This is a genomic window from Paractinoplanes toevensis (assembly GCF_018332695.1).
Taxonomy (GTDB): Bacteria; Actinomycetota; Actinomycetes; order Mycobacteriales; family Micromonosporaceae; genus Actinoplanes; species Actinoplanes toevensis.
Map to the genome: position 1 here is coordinate 1 of NZ_BOQN01000196.1, position 16,708 is coordinate 16,708.

15 protein-coding genes are annotated in these 16,708 nt (G+C 71.9%); 7 read left to right on the forward strand and 8 right to left on the reverse strand.

Annotation, left to right across the window (positions count from 1 at the left end; all coding sequences use genetic code 11):
* The coding region (locus Ato02nite_RS50000) for an ATP-binding cassette domain-containing protein (protein WP_213013799.1) at positions 1-564 on the reverse strand (564 nt) is incomplete at its 3' end.
* Between the two features lie 87 nt (positions 565-651).
* Here Ato02nite_RS50000 and Ato02nite_RS50005 point away from each other — a divergent pair.
* Both Ato02nite_RS50005 and Ato02nite_RS50010 read left to right on the forward strand, forming a co-directional pair.
* Positions 652-1,710 (forward strand): sensor histidine kinase, encoded by a 1,059-nt coding sequence (locus Ato02nite_RS50005; protein WP_213013800.1) that lies wholly within the window; start codon positions 652-654, stop codon positions 1,708-1,710.
* Entirely contained in the window at positions 1,707-2,375 is a 669-nt protein-coding gene (locus Ato02nite_RS50010; RefSeq protein WP_213013801.1) for a response regulator transcription factor, read from the forward strand. The genes Ato02nite_RS50005 and Ato02nite_RS50010 overlap by 4 nt, the downstream gene beginning before the upstream one ends.
* Here Ato02nite_RS50010 and Ato02nite_RS50015 read toward each other — a convergent pair.
* Entirely contained in the window at positions 2,351-3,928 is a 1,578-nt protein-coding gene (locus tag Ato02nite_RS50015; RefSeq protein WP_213013802.1) for a tetratricopeptide repeat-containing diguanylate cyclase, read from the reverse strand. The two genes, Ato02nite_RS50010 and Ato02nite_RS50015, sit on opposite strands and share 25 nt — an antisense overlap.
* Before the next feature lie 246 nt (positions 3,929-4,174).
* Here Ato02nite_RS50015 and Ato02nite_RS50020 point away from each other — a divergent pair, with 246 nt between their 5' ends.
* From Ato02nite_RS50020 to Ato02nite_RS50040, 5 genes are all read left to right on the forward strand, one after another.
* Complete coding sequence (locus Ato02nite_RS50020) at positions 4,175-5,761, forward strand: GTPase (protein WP_213013803.1); 1,587 nt, start codon at positions 4,175-4,177, stop codon at positions 5,759-5,761.
* Entirely contained in the window at positions 5,758-6,510 is a 753-nt protein-coding gene (locus Ato02nite_RS50025) for an MBL fold metallo-hydrolase (protein WP_213013804.1), read from the forward strand. Before Ato02nite_RS50020 ends, Ato02nite_RS50025 begins: the two co-directional genes overlap by 4 nt.
* The gene (locus Ato02nite_RS50030) at positions 6,510-7,271 is read left to right on the forward strand and encodes a carbon-nitrogen hydrolase family protein (RefSeq protein ID WP_213013805.1); all 762 of its coding nucleotides are present in this window, start codon (positions 6,510-6,512) and stop codon (positions 7,269-7,271) included. Before Ato02nite_RS50025 ends, Ato02nite_RS50030 begins: the two co-directional genes overlap by 1 nt.
* Positions 7,268-7,912 (forward strand): HAD family hydrolase, encoded by a 645-nt coding sequence (locus Ato02nite_RS50035; RefSeq protein WP_213013806.1) that lies wholly within the window; start codon positions 7,268-7,270, stop codon positions 7,910-7,912. Before Ato02nite_RS50030 ends, Ato02nite_RS50035 begins: the two co-directional genes overlap by 4 nt.
* Before the next feature lie 67 nt (positions 7,913-7,979).
* Complete coding sequence (locus Ato02nite_RS50040; protein WP_213013807.1) at positions 7,980-9,770, forward strand: hypothetical protein; 1,791 nt, start codon at positions 7,980-7,982, stop codon at positions 9,768-9,770.
* Between the two features lie 576 nt (positions 9,771-10,346).
* Here the strand turns inward: Ato02nite_RS50040 and Ato02nite_RS50045 are convergent.
* From Ato02nite_RS50045 to Ato02nite_RS50070, 6 genes are all read right to left on the reverse strand, one after another.
* A complete protein-coding gene (locus tag Ato02nite_RS50045) occupies positions 10,347-11,357 on the reverse strand; it encodes a 5'-3' exonuclease (RefSeq protein WP_213013812.1) in 1,011 nt (336 codons plus the stop codon).
* Positions 11,358-11,590: 233 nt separating this feature from the next.
* Positions 11,591-12,580, reverse strand: a complete 990-nt coding sequence (locus tag Ato02nite_RS50050) for a LacI family DNA-binding transcriptional regulator (protein WP_213013813.1) — start codon at positions 12,578-12,580, stop codon at positions 11,591-11,593.
* A gap of 69 nt (positions 12,581-12,649) precedes the next feature.
* Positions 12,650-14,158: an L-arabinose isomerase gene (araA, locus tag Ato02nite_RS50055; RefSeq protein ID WP_213013808.1), complete on the reverse strand. Its 1,509-nt coding sequence runs from the start codon at positions 14,156-14,158 to the stop codon at positions 12,650-12,652.
* A gap of 8 nt (positions 14,159-14,166) precedes the next feature.
* Positions 14,167-14,850, reverse strand: coding sequence for an L-ribulose-5-phosphate 4-epimerase AraD (gene araD / locus Ato02nite_RS50060; protein WP_213013809.1), 684 nt, complete (start codon positions 14,848-14,850; stop codon positions 14,167-14,169).
* Positions 14,847-16,490, reverse strand: a complete 1,644-nt coding sequence (gene araB / locus Ato02nite_RS50065; protein ID WP_213013810.1) for a ribulokinase — start codon at positions 16,488-16,490, stop codon at positions 14,847-14,849. Before araB ends, araD begins: the two co-directional genes overlap by 4 nt.
* A partial coding sequence (locus Ato02nite_RS50070) for a substrate-binding domain-containing protein (protein ID WP_213013811.1) occupies positions 16,487-16,708 on the reverse strand: 222 nt, incomplete at its 5' end. The genes Ato02nite_RS50070 and araB, both read right to left, overlap by 4 nt.

Sequence of the window (16,708 nt, forward strand, 5' to 3'; positions counted from 1 at the left end):
GTGGCTGGAGACCAGCACCGTACGTCCCTCGGCGGCCAGATCGCGCAGCAGCGACCGCATCCAGACGATGCCCTCCGGGTCCAGGCCGTTGAACGGCTCGTCGAGCATCAGCGCGGGCGGGTCGCCGAGCAGCGCCGCCGAGATGCCGAGCCGCTGCCGCATGCCCAGCGAGTAGCCGCCCGCCCGCCGCCGGGCGACGCTCCGCATGCCGGTCATCTCGAGGACCTCGTCGACCCGGGCCGCGCCGAGCCCCTGCGAGTGGGCCATCCAGAGCAGGTGGTTGCGGCCGGACCGGCCGGGGTGCAGCGCGTTCGCGTCGATCAGCGCACCCAGGTGGGTGAGCGGGCGGGGGATGGTGCGGTACCAGCGGCCGCCCACCAGGGCGGTCCCCTCGGCGGCCCGGTCGAGGCCGAGGATCACCCGCATCGTGGTCGACTTGCCGGCGCCGTTCGGGCCGACGAAACCGGTCACCGCGCCGGGCGGGGCCGTGAACGTCATCCCGTCCAGGGCGACGGTCGCCCCGAACCGCTTGTGCAATCCGCTGACTTCGATGGTTGCTGTCATGGCGACGAGTTCTACGGTGCCGGGGGTAACCGGGGCGCGACACCGGCCGTCATTCCGCTGTTAGGTGCGGGCGGGCATGCTGGGCGGATGGGCGTCCGGCTGCGTTTCACCCTCCTGTACGGGGCGATGTTCCTCATCTGCGGCCTCGGGCTGCTCGCCATCGTGGCGGCGTTCAGCATCCGGGAGACGGTGTCGGCCGGTCCGGTCGGTTCGGTGGCGCCGGCCGACGTGCAGCGGGCCCTCGCCGACGCCGACGCCGCGCACACCCGGCAGCTGATCATCGGGGTGTCCACGGCGCTCGTGGTCACGTTGCTCTTCGCGCTGGTGCTGGGCCGGGCGGCGGCCGGCCGGGTGCTGCGCCCGCTGCGCAAGCTCACCTCGGCGACCCGCCGCATCACCGCCGACAGCCTGCACGAACGGCTCGCCGTCCGCGGTCCCGACGACGAGGTGAAGGCGCTCGCCGACACCATCGACGAGCTGCTCGCCCGGCTCGAGGAGTCGTTCGCGGCGCAACGCCGGTTCGTCGCCGACGCCTCCCACGAGCTGCGCACACCGCTCGCCACGATCCGGGCCACGCTCGACGTGGCGGTGGCCAAACCGCACCCGGTCGCGCCGTCCACCGTGCAGCTCGCCGACCGGGTCCGCACCTCGCTGGACGAGGCCGACACACTCCTCGAAGGGCTCCTCGTGCTGGCCCGGGCGCAGCACGGCGCCCTCGACGACCGGACGTCGGTGTCGCTCACCGGTCTCGTCGCGGACGCCCTGCGAACCTCGCCCCACGTGGAGAAAGATCTGGGCGATGAGGTGCTGACCAGGGGAAACCCGGTACTGCTGGCCCGGCTGGTCGGCAACGTGATCGACAACGCGCTGCGACACAACATCCCCGGCGGCTGGGTCCGGGTCGCGGTGTCCGCCGTCGACGACCGGGCCCGGCTCACCGTCGAATCCAGTGGCCCGGTCCTCGACCCCGAGCAGGTCGGCCGGCTCGGGCGGCCGTTCCAGCGGCTGGGCGCCGACCGCACCGGCAGCGGCACCGGGCTTGGCCTGTCGATCGTCGCCGCGGTCGCCGCCGCGCACGGCGGCTCGGTGACCCTCGCCGCCCGGGAACAGGGCGGACTGCGCGTCGACGTGGAGCTGCCGGCGTGAGAATCCTGGTCGTCGAGGACGCCCGCGCGCTCGCCGCGGTGGTGGCGGAGGGTTTGCGCGACCAGGGCATGGCGGTCGATGTGGCGTACGACGGACTGGCCGCCGCCGCGAAGATCGACGTCAACGCGTACGACGTGGTGGTCCTCGACCGCGATCTGCCCGGCCTGCACGGCGACACCATCTGCCAGATGATCACCGATCGGGACGGCGACCGGGTCATGGTCCTCATGCTCACCGCGGCCGGCTCGGCCGACGACCGGGTCCGCGGCCTCACCCTCGGCGCCGACGACTACCTGGCCAAGCCGTTCCATTTCCCCGAACTGGTCCTGCGGATCAGGGCGCTGGCCCGCCGCCGCCCGGCCGCCCGCGGCCGAACCCTGCGCGTCGCCGGCCTGGAACTCGACCCGATCACCCGCACCGCCACCCGCACCGGCGTGCCGCTGAACCTGTCGGTGAAGGAGTTCGCCGTCCTGGAAGCCCTGATGCGGGCCGCCCCGGCGTTCCTGAGCAGCGAGGACCTCCTCGAGCAGGTGTGGGACGAGAACGCCGACCCGTTCACCAACACGGTCACCGTCACCGTCGGCCGGTTGCGCCGCAAGCTCGGCGAACCGCCGGTCATCGCCACCACGCCGGGCGTCGGCTACCGGATCGCCCCGGCCGGCTGAGCGGCCGTGCGCACCCGGTTGCGGCCCGCCCGCTTCGCCGCGTACAGCTGAACGTCGGCCTGCGCCAGCAGCGTCGCCTGGGTGCTGCCGGCCACCGCCGGCGCGGCGCCGATGCTGATCGTCACCGGCAGGTCGCCGACCGCCTGGCGCCACGGATGCCCGCCGATCCGCCGGCGCAACCGCTCCAGCACCGCGAGGGTCTCGGCGTGCCCGCGGCCGCGCAGCACCAGCAGGAACTCCTCGCCGCCCAGCCGGGCCGCGATCGCCGAGTCCTCGCCCAGCCCGGCCACCGTGTCGGCCAGCAGGGCCGCCACCATCACCAGAACCTGGTCGCCGATCTCGTGCGAGCAGAGGTCGTTGATCTGCTTGAAGTGATCGAGATCGAGCACCGCGGCCCACAGCGGAACGCCGTCGTTGCGCGCCCGGCCGATCAGGGCGGGCAGGTGCTCGTCGAGGTACCGCCGGTTGCGCAGCCCGGTCAGCGGGTCACGGCGGGCCTGCTCGCGGAACCGCTCGGCCTCCTGCCGAGCCTCGTTCACCTCGAACAGCGCCTGCCGGGTGCGGGCCTGCGCCTCCCGCTGCTCGTCCAGCACCTTCTTCTCGGCGACGTGGTAACGCTTGTACTCCTCGTACGCCCGCTGGTAGTCGCCGTCCGCGGCGTACAGCTCGGCCTGTTCCCGCAGAACCCGTACCAAAATTTCACCGTGACCGTGCGCCTCGCAGAGGGACCGGCATTCGGCCAGGGTGTCGCGGGCCGCGGCCGTGGCGCCCTGCAGGCGCCGCGTGACCGCGAGGGTCAGGAGAAACTCCGGCAGGGCGTCCGCCTCCTGGTGCCCTTCCGGGTACGCGGTGATCGCGTCGAGAATCGTCTGCTCCGCCTCGGCGTACCGGCCCAGGGCGATCTGCACGCTGGCCACGGTGTCCAGGTCGTTCGGGTCCAGCCGGTGGCCCCGGGCGGTGGCGACCGCGCGCAGCTGCTCGATGAGCTGCCAGGCCCGCTCCGGCTCCCCGGACAGATATTCGGCGTACGCGTGATTGTTGAGGACCATCACCTCGTCGCGCACGTCCGTGGAATGCCGGGCCAGCTCGGCGGCCTGCCGGTAGCGTTCCCGGGCCGCGGCGATCGAGCCGGTCTCGGTGAGCGCGTCCGCGTACTTCACCACGTACGGCAGGCGGCGGCGCGGCGGAACCGTGTCATCCAGATGCTCGACGGCGGCCACCGCGTGCTCGAGCAGCGCGGCGACGTCGCCCATGTTGCGATAGGTGCGACCGAGCAGCAGGTGACTGCGGGCGATCAGATAGCGGTGACCGTTCCGCCGGGCCCACTCGTTGACCTGCCACATCAACGAAGTCGAGGACTTCAGGTCGCCGGAGCGCTCGGCCACGTCGGCCTGGATGAGCCGGGCCCGCATCTCGGCGCCGTCATCACCGGCGGTGGCCGCGGCCAGCTCGACCTCGGCCGCACGGGCCGCCCGGCCGCGGGGATCGAGGCCGGTCCACTCCTCCAGGCGGTCCAGCTCTGCCGAGCGGGCCGCGCTATCGCCGGGAGACACGCCAGTTCATCGGTTGGTTCCCGTTCTCCTTGAGTCCTACCCGTGGGTAATGGTGGCGCTCACCCCCTGTCGCTGGCAATGCCGGAGTTCTACGGCGCTCTGCCAACCGCTCTTCGGGATCGTTTCGCTGTCCGTCCGGCGGATGCGTGACCCGTGCGCCTCGGAAAGGCTCTTTCCAAGGGGGCCTTGACCGCGGTACCGCTTGCCGATCGTGGCAGGCTGGTACCGCTCGGGTGGAGGTGCTACGTGTCCGATCCGGTTCCCGGCCTCGCCGAACTGATCGCCACCGTGCGGGCCGAGGCCATCGCGCTCGGCCGCGACGACCTCGCCGGCCAGTTACCCGGCCCGCTCGGCGCCCGCGACACCATGCGGCGCACCCGGGTGGTGGTCGCCGGGGAGCCGGGCGCCGGCAAGTCCAGCCTGATCAACGGTCTGCTCGGCCGGCCCGGCCTCAGCCCGGCGGCGACCGGCTGCTGGATCGAGTTCCGCTACGGCGCGGCCGACTCGGCCACCATCCTGCTCGCCGACCCGGCCGACCCGGGCACCCCGCACCGGGTCGCCGCCGACCTGGCCGAGCTCGCCGGCTACGCCACGCTCGACCGGATCACCGCTCCGGTCATCGGTGCCGAGGTCCGGCTCGACGAGCCCATCCTGCGCGAACTCGTCCTCGTCGACACCCCCGGTGCGGCCACCCGGACCACCCTCGCCGCGCTGCGGCAGGCCGACGCGCTGCTGTACGTCTGCGACGCCACCCGCCCGATCCGCCCCGACGAGGTCGACTTCCTGATCGAGGCCGCGCAGCGCGTGCAGACCGTCGCCGTCGCGCTGAACAAGATCGACATTCCCGGGCACGGCCGCGCCGTCGCCGAATCCCGCCGCCGCCTCGGCGACCGGCCCGAACTGGCCCGGTTCGCGGTGCACGCGGTCTCGGCCCACCTGGCCGACCGGGCCGGGCGGCCCGGCACGGCCTACACCGCGGCGATCCGGCTCACCGAGGCGGCCGGCGTACGCCCGCTGGTCGACCGCCTCCTCTACGACGCCACCGCCGGTGCCGCCCGGCTGCGGTCCGCCAACCAGGCGCGGATCACCGGGACCATCGCCCGCGAACTGCTCGTCCACATCGACCAGGCCACCGGGCCGGCCGCGCGGGTCGCCGACGACATCGCCACCGTCACCACCCTCCTCGACGGTGGTGGGCTGAGCGGCGCCCGCTTCGAGGAGGCCCGGTACGCGGCGGTGCTGCGCTTCGCCGCCGCTGCCGATGCGCTGACGCCCGGCCGCCCGGCCCTGGTGATCGCCGGTCTGGCCGCGGGCGCCGCGGACGCGCTCGACGACGTCCAGGATCGCGTCCTGGACGCGCTGCGCGACGGTCTGCGCGACGACGTGCTGATCCCGTCCGGCTCCGACCTCGACCTGCGGCTGCGCGCCCCCGACGCGTCCCGGCCCCGCGCCCTCGACCTGCTGCCCACGCTCACCGGGCTGCTCACCGGATCGGCGCCGGTCGTGTCGGTGCTGACCGGTTCCGCGGCGGTCGCCACCGGGCTCGCCGTGGCCGCCTGCACCGGCTGGTGGCGTTCCGGCGACGACCCCTGGCGGGAGGCGGCCGTCGCCCAGGCGAAGACCACCTTCGACGGTGAGCTGCGCCGCCGGGTCGGGCTGGTCCGGACGTACGCGGCCGAGCACCTGCCGCACCTGCTCGAAGCCCGGCGCGACCGCCTCCGCCGGCTGGGCCCGGACTCCGCGCCCGATGCGGTGGCGGCCCGCGCCACCCTCAACCTTGTTCTCGAGGACCTGTCCCGCTACCACCGTCCGGCGGATAATCGCTGGGCATGAGACGCATTTCGCGGAGGCTGCTGTTCACCGGGGGTGCCGGCGCGCTCGGCGTCACCGTGCTCACCACGGTGACCGGCTGCTCCTCCTCCTCCTCTTCCCCGTCCCCCTCCGCCACCACGACACCCGCCGAAACCCCCATCGCGGCCGCCAGCGGGGCAGTGGCCGGTGACTGGCGGCAGGTGAAGATGTCGTTCGTGTCGGCTTATGTGCTCGTCCGCGGCGGTGAGGCGGCCATCGTGGACCTCGGCACACCCGGCTCCGGCTCGGCCATCGAGGAAGGTCTGAAAGCGGCCGGTTCCGGCTGGAGCGCGGTCAAGCACGTGATCCTCACCCACCTGCACAACGACCACGTGGGCGGTCTCACCGACGCGGCCCCGAAGATCAGCGGCAGCATCTACGCCGGCAGCAACGACCTGGCGTCGATCATCTCGGACAAGCCGCTGAAGCCACTGGTTGACGGCGACGAGGTCTTCGGCCTGCGGATCGTCGAGACCCCCGGGCACACGCTGGGCCACATCTCCGTCCTCGAACCGTCCACCGGCATCCTCATCGCCGGCGACGCCCTGCGTAACCAGGGCACCCTGCAGGGCTCCGCCCCCGAGAACACCACCGACGAGGCCAAGGCGGCCGCCAGCGTCCGCAAACTCGCCGGCCTCGACATCAAGGCCATCCTCCCCGGCCACGGCGAGCCGTTGACCGCCGGCGCCGCCCGGGCCCTCAAGGATCTGGCCGCTACGATGCCGTCCTGATGACGACATCAGTGGTGATAGCCCAGCTCCACGTCGGGTGGGACGTCGAGGCGAACCTGTCGGCGGTCCGCGCGGTCCTCGACGAGACCTGGCCCGGCGACGTGGTCCTGTTCCCCGAAGGCATGCTCTCCGGCTACGGCGAGGACCTGACCCCGCTCGTCGCGGTGGACGTCTCGGCCGCCGTCGACCAGGTCGCGAAACTCGCGGTCGACCGCGAGGTGGAGGTCTTCTGCGGCTCACTGCTGCCGTACGGCGATGGATGGTGCAACGCCGGCATCCACTTCGCGGCCACCGGCGACCGGCACGTCTACCGGAAGATCAACCTCGCCATGAGCGAGCGCGGCGTCCTCACCGCCGGCGACGAACTGCCGGTCTTCCCGGCCGGCGACCTCACCGTGGGCGTCCAGCTGTGCCGGGAGATCCGCTTCCCCGAACAGTGGCAGCACCTCGCCGACCGGGGCGCCCACCTGTTCGCCTACCTCACCAACGGGGCCAACCCCCGCGAGCCGGCCGGCGTGTGGCGCAGCCACCTGATCAGCCGCGCCGCCGAGAACCAGCGCTTCCTGGCCGCCGCCAACATCGCCCACCCCGAGCAGCACTGCCCGACCATGCTGATCTCCCCACGCGGCGAGGTGCTCGCCGAGTTACCACCGGGCCGCCCCGGCGTCCTGCGGCACACCATCGACCCGGCCCGGACCGCCAACTGGTACCTCGGCCAGCGCCGCCGCGACGTGGTCGCCGTCTCCGCGGGCCGGCCATGACCCGCGGTGCGGTGTTCTTCGACGTCGACGGCACCCTGGTCCCGCGCACCAGCAGCGGCCGTCACCTGGCCGGTTTCCTGGGCCACGCCGACATCAACGAACAGGTCGAAGCAGGGTACGGCGACGGCTCCCTGACCAGCGCCGAGTGCGCCGTCCTCGACGCCCGCGGCTGGGCCGGCCGGACCCCCGGCCAGGTCGACGGCTTCCTCGCCACCCTGCCACTGCTGGACGGCATCGCCGAGACCGTACGGTGGTGCCGCGCGCACGACCTGGTGCCCGTGCTGGCCACCCTGGCATGGGATGCCGTGGGCGCTCATCTGTGCGGACGCTTCGACTTCGACCGGGCGTCCGGGCCCAGCCTGGAAGTGATCGACGGCTGCTACAGCGGTGCGGTGGCCACCCAGTTCGACGAGATGGACAAGCGCGCCTTCGCCCTCGGCGTCGCCGCTTCGCTGGGCGTCGACCCGGCCCGCTGCGCCGCGGTCGGCGACGGCCGCTCCGACGTGCCACTGTTCGGGGCGGTCGGTTATGCCATCGCCCTCAACGGCACCCCGGCCGCGCGCGCCGCCGCCCACGTATCGATCGAGGCCACCGATCTGCGTGCGGTAATCCCGTACCTCGCAAGTCTTTGCAGTCCTTGATCTTGGGTTTGGCGGATGTGCCCCCGGGGGCTGCGCTCGGGTCCCGCTGACAGTAGGGTGCTCGCTCATGAACGGGGACAAGATCGCGGTACCAGGCGCGGAAGCCGGCAACAACGAGCCGACCGCCACCCCGCCGAAAAAAGCGACCACACCCCGCAAACGAAAGCCACGCACCACCGCCGCCGCGAAGACCGCGCCCCCGGCGGTTTCGGAGTCCATTTCATCGGCGGCCGCCGCGCCGCAACCGTCGGACTCCGCCGTTTCTTCGGCGGCCGCGCCCGAGACCGTGCCGCGCGCTGCCGCGGAGGCCGGCACCACGTCGGCCGCCATTCCGAAGTCTGCGGCGGCCGGCGTTTCTTCGCCGGGGGCCGCGCCGACGAAGGTAGTCGCGGCCGAGGTCGATGCGGACGCCGCAGGCGAAGCATCCGGTGTCGAGAGTGGAGCGACCGACGTCGGCGAGACCGAGACCGCCGCGGTCGAGGGCACCGCCCCCGCGTCCTCCGACGACGACGAGACCGCAGCCGCCGAGTCCGGTAGGACAGCGGCCGGCGAAGAAGCCGCCGCCGAAAGCGAGGCCGCCGCGCTGCCCGCCGGGCCGCCGAGCGGCGAGGCCGGCGTGCTGCTCGCCGGGTCGAGGAGTGACGAGGCCGGCGTGCTGCTCGCCGGGTCGAGGAGTGACGAGGCCGACGTGCTGCTCGCCGGGTCGAGGAGTGACGAGGCCGCCGTGTCGCCCGCCGTCGCCCCGCAGAGTCCGGGCGCGGAGGGAGCCGTCGATGTGGCCGCCGACCCGGTGAATCCGGGCGCTGCGGCGGCCCCCGACGCAGAGGCATCCGCGGCTACCGGACCGGCGGCGGAGGCTGGGAAAGAGGACGGCGAGCCTGCGGAGACGCTGACCGAAGACGCCGATGCACTGGCGAAGCCGATAGGCGGCGGAGATGCGGGCCGCACCGAAGCTGCGCCGAGCGAGGAGCCGTCCGCGTCGGACATGTCCGACGCGGCGGGGACCGAGATGGCGACCGAGCCCGGGCAAACCGTGGCATCCGCAGCGCCAGACGGAGAGGCGGACGCGGCGAAGCGGAGCGCTGCCGACACTGACGCCGAGGGCCATGCCGACGCCGACAGCACTCACGCCGACGGCCATGCCGACGCCGACAGCACCGCCGCCGACGGCCCTGCCGATTCCGACGGCGACGCTGACGGCCGTGCCGACTCCAACAGCGATGCCGTCGCCGATGTCGACAGCGAGGCCGATTCCGACGGCCATGCCGATTCCGGCAGCCTTGTCGTTGGTGCTGTCGCCGGGGATGTCGTGGCTCCGGCTGGGGTCGCGGCGGCGGAGGTCGGGCAGGACGGGCTCGTTGCCGAGGGCGGCGACGAGCGGGTTACCGAAGGGCTGGTCCACGCTGGGGCCTTCGCGCACGCGCCGACCGGGCGTGGGGTCGTCGACGACTTCCCGCCGGCGGGGGCTTACCCCGAGGTGCCCGAGGACGGGGACGAGTTCGATGAGGACTCTGACGAGGAAGAGGTCGTCACCGGGTTCGACCGGCGGCCGGATTTCGCCTCATGGCTGGTCACCCCGATCGCTACGTTGCTGATCGCGCCGCTGCTGGCCGGGGTACTCACGTTCGCGGTGGCCGAGACGACTCAGGATTCACCGGGGATCTGCCGGAGCGCGCTCGCCGACAACCGGTGCGAGGAGACGGTGCTGCAGATGCTGGCGCAGCACACCGTCGCCTTCCTGATCCTGTGGCTGGCACTCTGGGCGCTGCCGTGGTGGCGCGGACTGCGCCGGTACCGGGTCTGGCTCGCCGTCGCGGCCGCCGTCATCCTGCTGGTAGCACCGCTCCGGCTGATCTAGGAGCTGCCCGCACGGCCTCCCGTCGGACAGGCAATTCCCACATCGCGGCCCGCCGGTCTCGGATGACGGGAGCCCGTCTCAAAACGGGCTCGACTCCCACCTGGCGGCCTCGCCGTCCAGCATGCGGAAGATCATCGCTGTCCAATGGGCCGATAGCGGTCATATCGCTGGGTCGAAACGCCGCGGTGCCGCGAGAGTGTCGATTTGCTGCTCGCTCCGCGCAGCAACTATCAAGATCGCGGAACTTGCCGGCCCCGGCGACGTTTCCGGCGCGAGAACGGGCCGCAGGAGGCACGCGTCGGTCAGCGCGGGGCTTGTGTCCCGCTGGCGCTGGGTCGGTCGATGGCGCGGAGCGCTCAAGGGCGGGTCGATAGCGCAAGGCGCGCGTGGCGGAAGGCGGGTGCTGCGGTCGCGGAGCTCCCTGCCTGGTGAGCGTGGCGGGGGTGAGCATGGCGGGGTGCGTGGCGGGGTGAGCATGGCGGGGTGAGCAAGGCGAGGGTGCTGTGCTCGCGGAGCGCGGTGGTTGGCAAGCGTGGCGGGGTGCGGCCGCAGCGATCGCGGGCGTGGGGTGCCGGGTTAGAAGAGGGCCAGCTGGCCTGGGGTTGGGTCTCGGCGGGCGGTCATGCCGCCTCGGAACACCCATGGGCGCAGCTCGGGCATCTCGTCGGCTGGGGGCTCGCCGGGGGCCGACGGCAACGGGGGAGCGCCACCCACCAGCGCCCACAACGACGGCCCCAGGTTGATGCCTCGGGCTCGCAGCGCCTGGCGCATCGTCATGTAGTTCAAAGGCAGGCGGGCGCCGGTCAGGGGTGGCAGCTCCAGGTCGGTACGCATGGTCATCAGCGTGCGGTTGCGGGTTACCGTCTCGCGGGCCGCTGCGGCGGTGAAGTGGGTGGCGGCCAGGTCGCCTACCGCCTCGCGCAGGGCGTCCGCGGTTGCCTCCCACGCGGCCTCCACCGAGCCGAACGCGGTCAGCAGTTTCTTTGCGGTGGTGGCGCCGAAGCGGCGTACGCCGGGAAGGTTGTCGGAAGGGTCGCCGCGGAGCGCGGCGAAGTCGCGGTATTGGGACGGGCGGACGCCGTAGAGGGCCGGCAGGGCCTCGTGGTCGACCAGGACTGCCTCGTCGAAGCCGCCGTTGCGGACCCGCAGCACCGTGGTGGTCTCGTCGATCAGGGCGAACGCGTCGCGGTCGCTGGTCATCAGGACCGATTCCCAGCCGGCCGCCCGGGCCAGGGCGGCGCCGCTGGCCAGCACGTCATCGGCCTCGTAGGCGGGGGGCACCACGGTGCACACGCCGGCGTCGGTGAGCAGGGCGGGGGCCGCGGCCAGTTGGGCGGTCAGGTCGCCGGGCTTGTCGGGGCGGTGGGCCTTGTAGCCGGGGAACTGGGTGCGGCGGGCTGAGGAGACGGGGCAGTCGAAGCCGACGATCACCGCGTCGGGCTGGACGTGGGCGGCGGCTCGGGCCAGATAGCCGATCAGGCCGCGCAGCGCCCAGACGGGGGAGCCGTCCGGGGCGGTCATGCCTTCGAAGACTCCGGCATGGTAGGCGCGATGCAGGAGGCTGTTCCCGTCGAGGACCAGAAGCATCGGCACGCGACGAGCGTACGCGTAAACCCACCGGGACCATCACTCCCCTGATGGCCCCGGCGGGGGTCTTTACGCGGCGCCGGCCGCCGGGCACCGGAGTGACGGCGGGATGTTCACGTTCACAAACGGCGAACGAACCTAACGGTTACGGATTCGTTTCATGGAATGTTAACGATCACAACGGCGATGTCAAGATGGACACACCATCTTAAGATTCCGGCGAAACGTATTGACTAGTTTCGATGCTGAGCGACGCTGTTCCGCTCCACCAGGGTGGGCGCGATGGTGCGACGCGTGCCGATCTCGGACGTGCCCGACTCGATCTGGGCCATCAGCAACTCGAGCGTGGCCGCGGCCACCGCGGCGAAGTCGGGGCGGACCGTGGTGAGCGGCGGCGTGAAGTAGGCCGCCTCGGGCACGTCGTCGAAGCCGATGATGCTGACGTCGTCGGGAACCTTGCGGCCGTGCTCGTTCAGCGCCCGCAGCAGGCCCAGCGCGATGTGGTCGTTGGCCGTGAAGACCGCCGTCACGTCGGGCAGCCGGGCCAGCAGCTGGCCGTTGCGGTAGCCGCTGGCCGCGCTCCAGTCGCCGGTCAGCAGCGGCGGGATCTCCACGCCGGCCTCGGTCAGCGCCGCCTCCCAGCCGCGCACCCGGCCGGCCGCGTCGAACCAGTCGCTCGGGCCGGAGATGTGCCAGACCGTGCGGTGGCCCGCGTCGAGCAGGCGCTTGGTGGCGGCGTGCGCGCCGGCCACCTGGTCGACCGTCACCAGGGTGCTGGAACGCTCGGGGTCGCCGTCGATCGTCACCAGCGGGACGTCGGCGGGCAGATGCGCCAGCGCTGGGCCGGCCGACGCCACCGGCGCGATCACCACCAGGCCCGCCACCCGCTGGTCCAGGTGGCGTTCCACCGCCTCGGTGATCGAGCGCTCGTCGAGGCTGCGCACGCTGCCGACGTTGACCGCGAAGCCGGTCGCCTGGGCCGCCTCCTCGAACGCCGTCAGCAGTGACGCCGGGCCGTAGAGCGAGGAGTTCTGCGCGACCACGCCGATGACCTGGGACATGCCGGTGACCAGGGCTCTCGCCGCCCGGTCGGGCCGGTAGCCCAGCTCCGCAATTGCCGCCCGCACCTTGAGCCGGGTCTGCTCGCTCACGTTCTTGTGCTCGTTGAGCACCCGCGAAACGGTCTGATGTGACACCCCCGCCAGCCGGGCGACGTCCATCATGCCCGGCGGCCGTCCGCGTTTCACGCTCACCGACACCCCGCATCCACCTGTTGCGGGCAGGATATCGTGTCACCGCAGTCCGCCCGCCAGCAGCTGATACGCGGCGTTCCACTTCAGCTCTCGGCGGATTGATCTCGGGGTGCTGGATTCATCGATCAAGACCAATTCCGTACGGGTCAGCTCGGCGAACTGGTCGACCGTTGCGACGTCCAGTGCGGTGGACAGCACGGTGTGGTGCGGACCGCCCGCCATCAGCCAGCATTCGGCCGAAGTGGCCAGGTCGGGGTGGGGTTCCCAGACCGCGCAGGCCACCGGCAGGGCGGTCAGTTCGGCGTCCGGCTCGACCACGTCGATCACGTTGCCGACCAGCCGGAAACGGTCGCCCATGTCACACATTCCGACGACGACGCCCGGGCCCGGCGCGGCGGAGAACTTCAGCCGTACGGGGTCCTCGCGGCCGCCGATGCCGAGCGGGTGGATCTCCAGTCGCGGCTTCTGGCCGGCGATGGACGGGCACACCTCGAGCATGTGCGCGCCGAGGATGCGTTGCGGGCCGGGCCCGAGGTGGTAGGTGTAGTCCTCCATGAAGCTGGTGCCGCCGGGCAGCCCGTGCCCGGCCGCCTTCAGCGTGGCGAGCAGCATCGAGGTCTTCCAGTCGCCCTCGCCGCCGAACCCGTACCCGTCGGCCATGAGTCGCTGGACGGCGAGCCCGGGCAGCTGGCGCAGCCCGCCGAGGTCCTCGAAGTTGGTGGTGAACGCGCCGAAGCCGCCGTCGGTCAGGAAGGTCCGCAGGCCGGCCTCGATGCGGGCGCCGTAACGCAGGCTCTCGCGGCGGTCGCCCTTGAGCGCGTCGACGACGTCGTAGCTCTCGAAATATTCCTCAACAAGATCATCAATTGCTTTTTCCGGTACGGCGTCAACCACCTTCACCAGATCATTGACACCGTACGTGTTGACCGACGCGCCGAAGTGCCGCTCGGCCTCCACCTTGTCGCCCTCGGTGACCGCCACGTCCCGCATGTTGTCGCCGAACCGGGCCAGCCGCAGGTTCCGCATCGTCGCCACCGCGATCGCGGCCCGCGCCCACGAGCCCACCCGCTCCGCCGTGCGCGGCTCGGACGCGTGCCCGGCCACCGTCGTGCGGGCCACCCCGAGCCGGGTCTGCACGTAGCCGAACTCGCGGTCGCCGTGCGCGGCCTGGTTCAGGTTCATGAAGTCCATGTCGATGGTCGCCCACGGCAGTTCCCGGTGTGCCTGGGTGTGCAGGTGCAGCAGCGGCTTGCGCAGCGCCTCGAGCCCGCTGATCCACATCTTGGCGGGGGAGAACGTGTGCATCCAGGCGATCACCCCGATGCAGCGGTCATCGGCGTTGGCGGCGATCATCACGGCCTTGATGCCGCCGGCGTCGGTGAGCACCGGCCGCCACGCGATCGGCACCGGGATGTCCGACGAGCCGTCGAGCTGGGCGACCACCTGCTGCGACTGGGCGGCCACCTGGGCGAGCGTGTCCTCGCCGTACAGACCCTGGCTCCCGGTGAGGAACCAGATCTCGCGGCCGTCGAAAGGGTTCATGCTCATCCTGCCTCTTAAACGTTGCCGTAGTAGCTGTCGGGACCGTGCTTGCGCGTGTAGTGCCGCCGGATCAGGTGCTCGGGTGGCTCGGCGGCCGGGTTGAGCGCGAGGGTGTGGATCGCCATCCGGGCCACCTCCTCGCAGACGATCGCGACCTCCAGCGATTTGGTGGCGGTCGCGCCCCAGGTGAACGGGCCGTGGCTGGCGGCGAGCACCGCCGGCACCGAGGCGGCGTCGCCGTCGAGGGCGTCGAGGATGGCCAGCCCGGTGTTGCGTTCGTAATCGCTCTCGCACTCGGCCGGGGTCAGGTCGCGGGTGACCTGGATCGGGCCGTTGAAGTTGTCGGCGTGCGTGGTGCCGAGGACCGGGATGTCCCGGCGGGCCTGGGCGAACGCGACCGCGTGCGTGGAGTGCGTGTGGGTGATGCCGCCGATCTCCGGGAACGCCTGGTAGAGCAGCCGGTGGGTTTCGCTGTCCACCGAGGGCTTGAGCCGGCTGCCGATCACCTTGCCGGTCTCGATCTCCACCGTCACGAGGTCTTCCTCGGTCAGCCTCTCGTAGGGCACCCCGGACGGCTTGATCACGTAGACGCCGGCGCCGCGGTCGACGCCGCTGACGTTGCCCCACGTCAGAGTGGCCAGCCCTTCCTTCGGAATCCGCAGGTTGGCGTCCAGGACCTCGCGGAGCAGGTCTCTCATCGCAGCGCCTCCCGGCGGATCTTGCGCAGGCGGCGCATCACGTCGTTGCCGTGGCGCCCGAAGTAGTCGACCAGGGTCTGATATTCGGCATAGAGAGCGTCGTAGCGGTCCGCGTTGCCGGGGTCGGGGGTCCAGGCGCCGTGCACGACCCGGCCCATCGCCGCGGCGGCGGCCCGGATGTCGGGGTAGGCGCCGGCCGCGACCGCGGCGTGCAGGGCCGAGCCGAGCGCCGGCCCCTGCTCGGAGTCGAGCAGGCTGATCGGCATCCGGGTGACGTCGGCGTAGATCTGCATGAGGAACGGGTTCTTCTGCAGGCCGCCGGTCACGATCAGCTCGTTGACCTCCACGCCGGATGCCCGGAACGTTTCAATGATCAATCGGGTGCCGTAAGCGGTGGCCTCGACCAGTGCCCGGTATTGATCCTCCGGTTTGGTGGCCAGCGTCTGCCCGATGATCACCCCGGACAACTCGTGGTCGACCAGCGGGGAGCGGTTGCCCGAGTGCCAGTCGAGGGCGATCAGGCCGTGCGCGCCGACGGGTTGCCGGGACGCCAGCTCGCTGAGGTAGGAGTGCACGTCGCCGCCGGCTTTCTCGGTGTAGGAAGCCGGCACCGCGTTCTCGACGAACCACCCGAAGATGTCACCGACACCCGACTGCCCGGCCTCGTAACCCCATAGACCCGGGACGATGCCGCCGTCGACCACCCCGCACATGCCGGGCACCTCACGCAGCACGTCCGCGCTCATCACGTGGCAGGTCGAGGTGCCCATGATCGCGACCAACTGACCGGGTTCGACCGCCTGCGCGGCCGGCGCCGACACGTGCGCGTCCACGTTGCCCACCGCGACCACGACGCCGGTGTGCAGGCCCATCCACCCGGCGGCCTCCTCGGTCAGCGTGCCGGCCGCCTGCCCGAGCTGCCCGATCGGAGCGTCGAGCCGGGTTTCCGCGAAGTCCGCGAAATCGGGATTCAGTTCGGCGAGGTACGCGGGGGAGGGGTACTGCCCGTCCACGAACTGGCCCTTGTAACCGGCCGTGCAGGCGTTACGCAGATAGACCCCGGTCATCCGCCAGACGATCCAGTCGGCCGCCTCCACCCAGTACCGGGTGGCCGCCCACACCTCCGGATCCTCCTCGAGGACCTGCAGCGCCTTCGCGAACTCCCACTCCGAGCTGATCAGCCCGCCGTACCGGTTGAGCCAGGTCTCCCCGCGCTTGGCCGCGAGATCGGTGATGCGATCGGCCTGCGGCTGGGCGGCGTGGTGTTTCCAGAGCTTGATGTAGGCGTGCGGCCGGTCGGCCCACTCCGGCAGCTCGCTCAGCGGCGTGCCGTCCTCGAGAGTCGGTAGCACCGTGCAGGCGGTGAAGTCGGTGGCGAGCCCGATGACCTCGTCGCCGCTGACCCCGGCCGCCCGCAGCGCCTCCGGCACCGCGTGGCGCAGGACGTCGAGGTAATCCTGCGGCACCTGCAGCGCCCAGTCCGGCGGCAAGGGCCGGCCGGTCCGGTCCGGCAGGTGCTTTTCCAGGACCCCATGGGCGTACGGGTGGACCGCCGACCCCAGCTCGGCGCCGTCACCGACCCGGACCACGACGGCGCGGCCGGACAGCGTTCCGAAGTCGACACCGATGACGTACGTCATGAGGGTTTCCTTTCCGGGGCGGCGACCGTGTCGCGGGGGATGAGAACCGGCTCCACCAGCGCCGACTCGGCCGACTTGACGCCGGTGGCGAGCTGGTCGAGCAGCAGCCGCAGCGACTGGCGGCCGACGTCGCCGAACTCCTGGCGGATCGTGGTGAGCGCCGGGTGGAAATAACCGGCCTCGGGCACGTCGTCGAAGCCGATGATGCTGACGTCGTC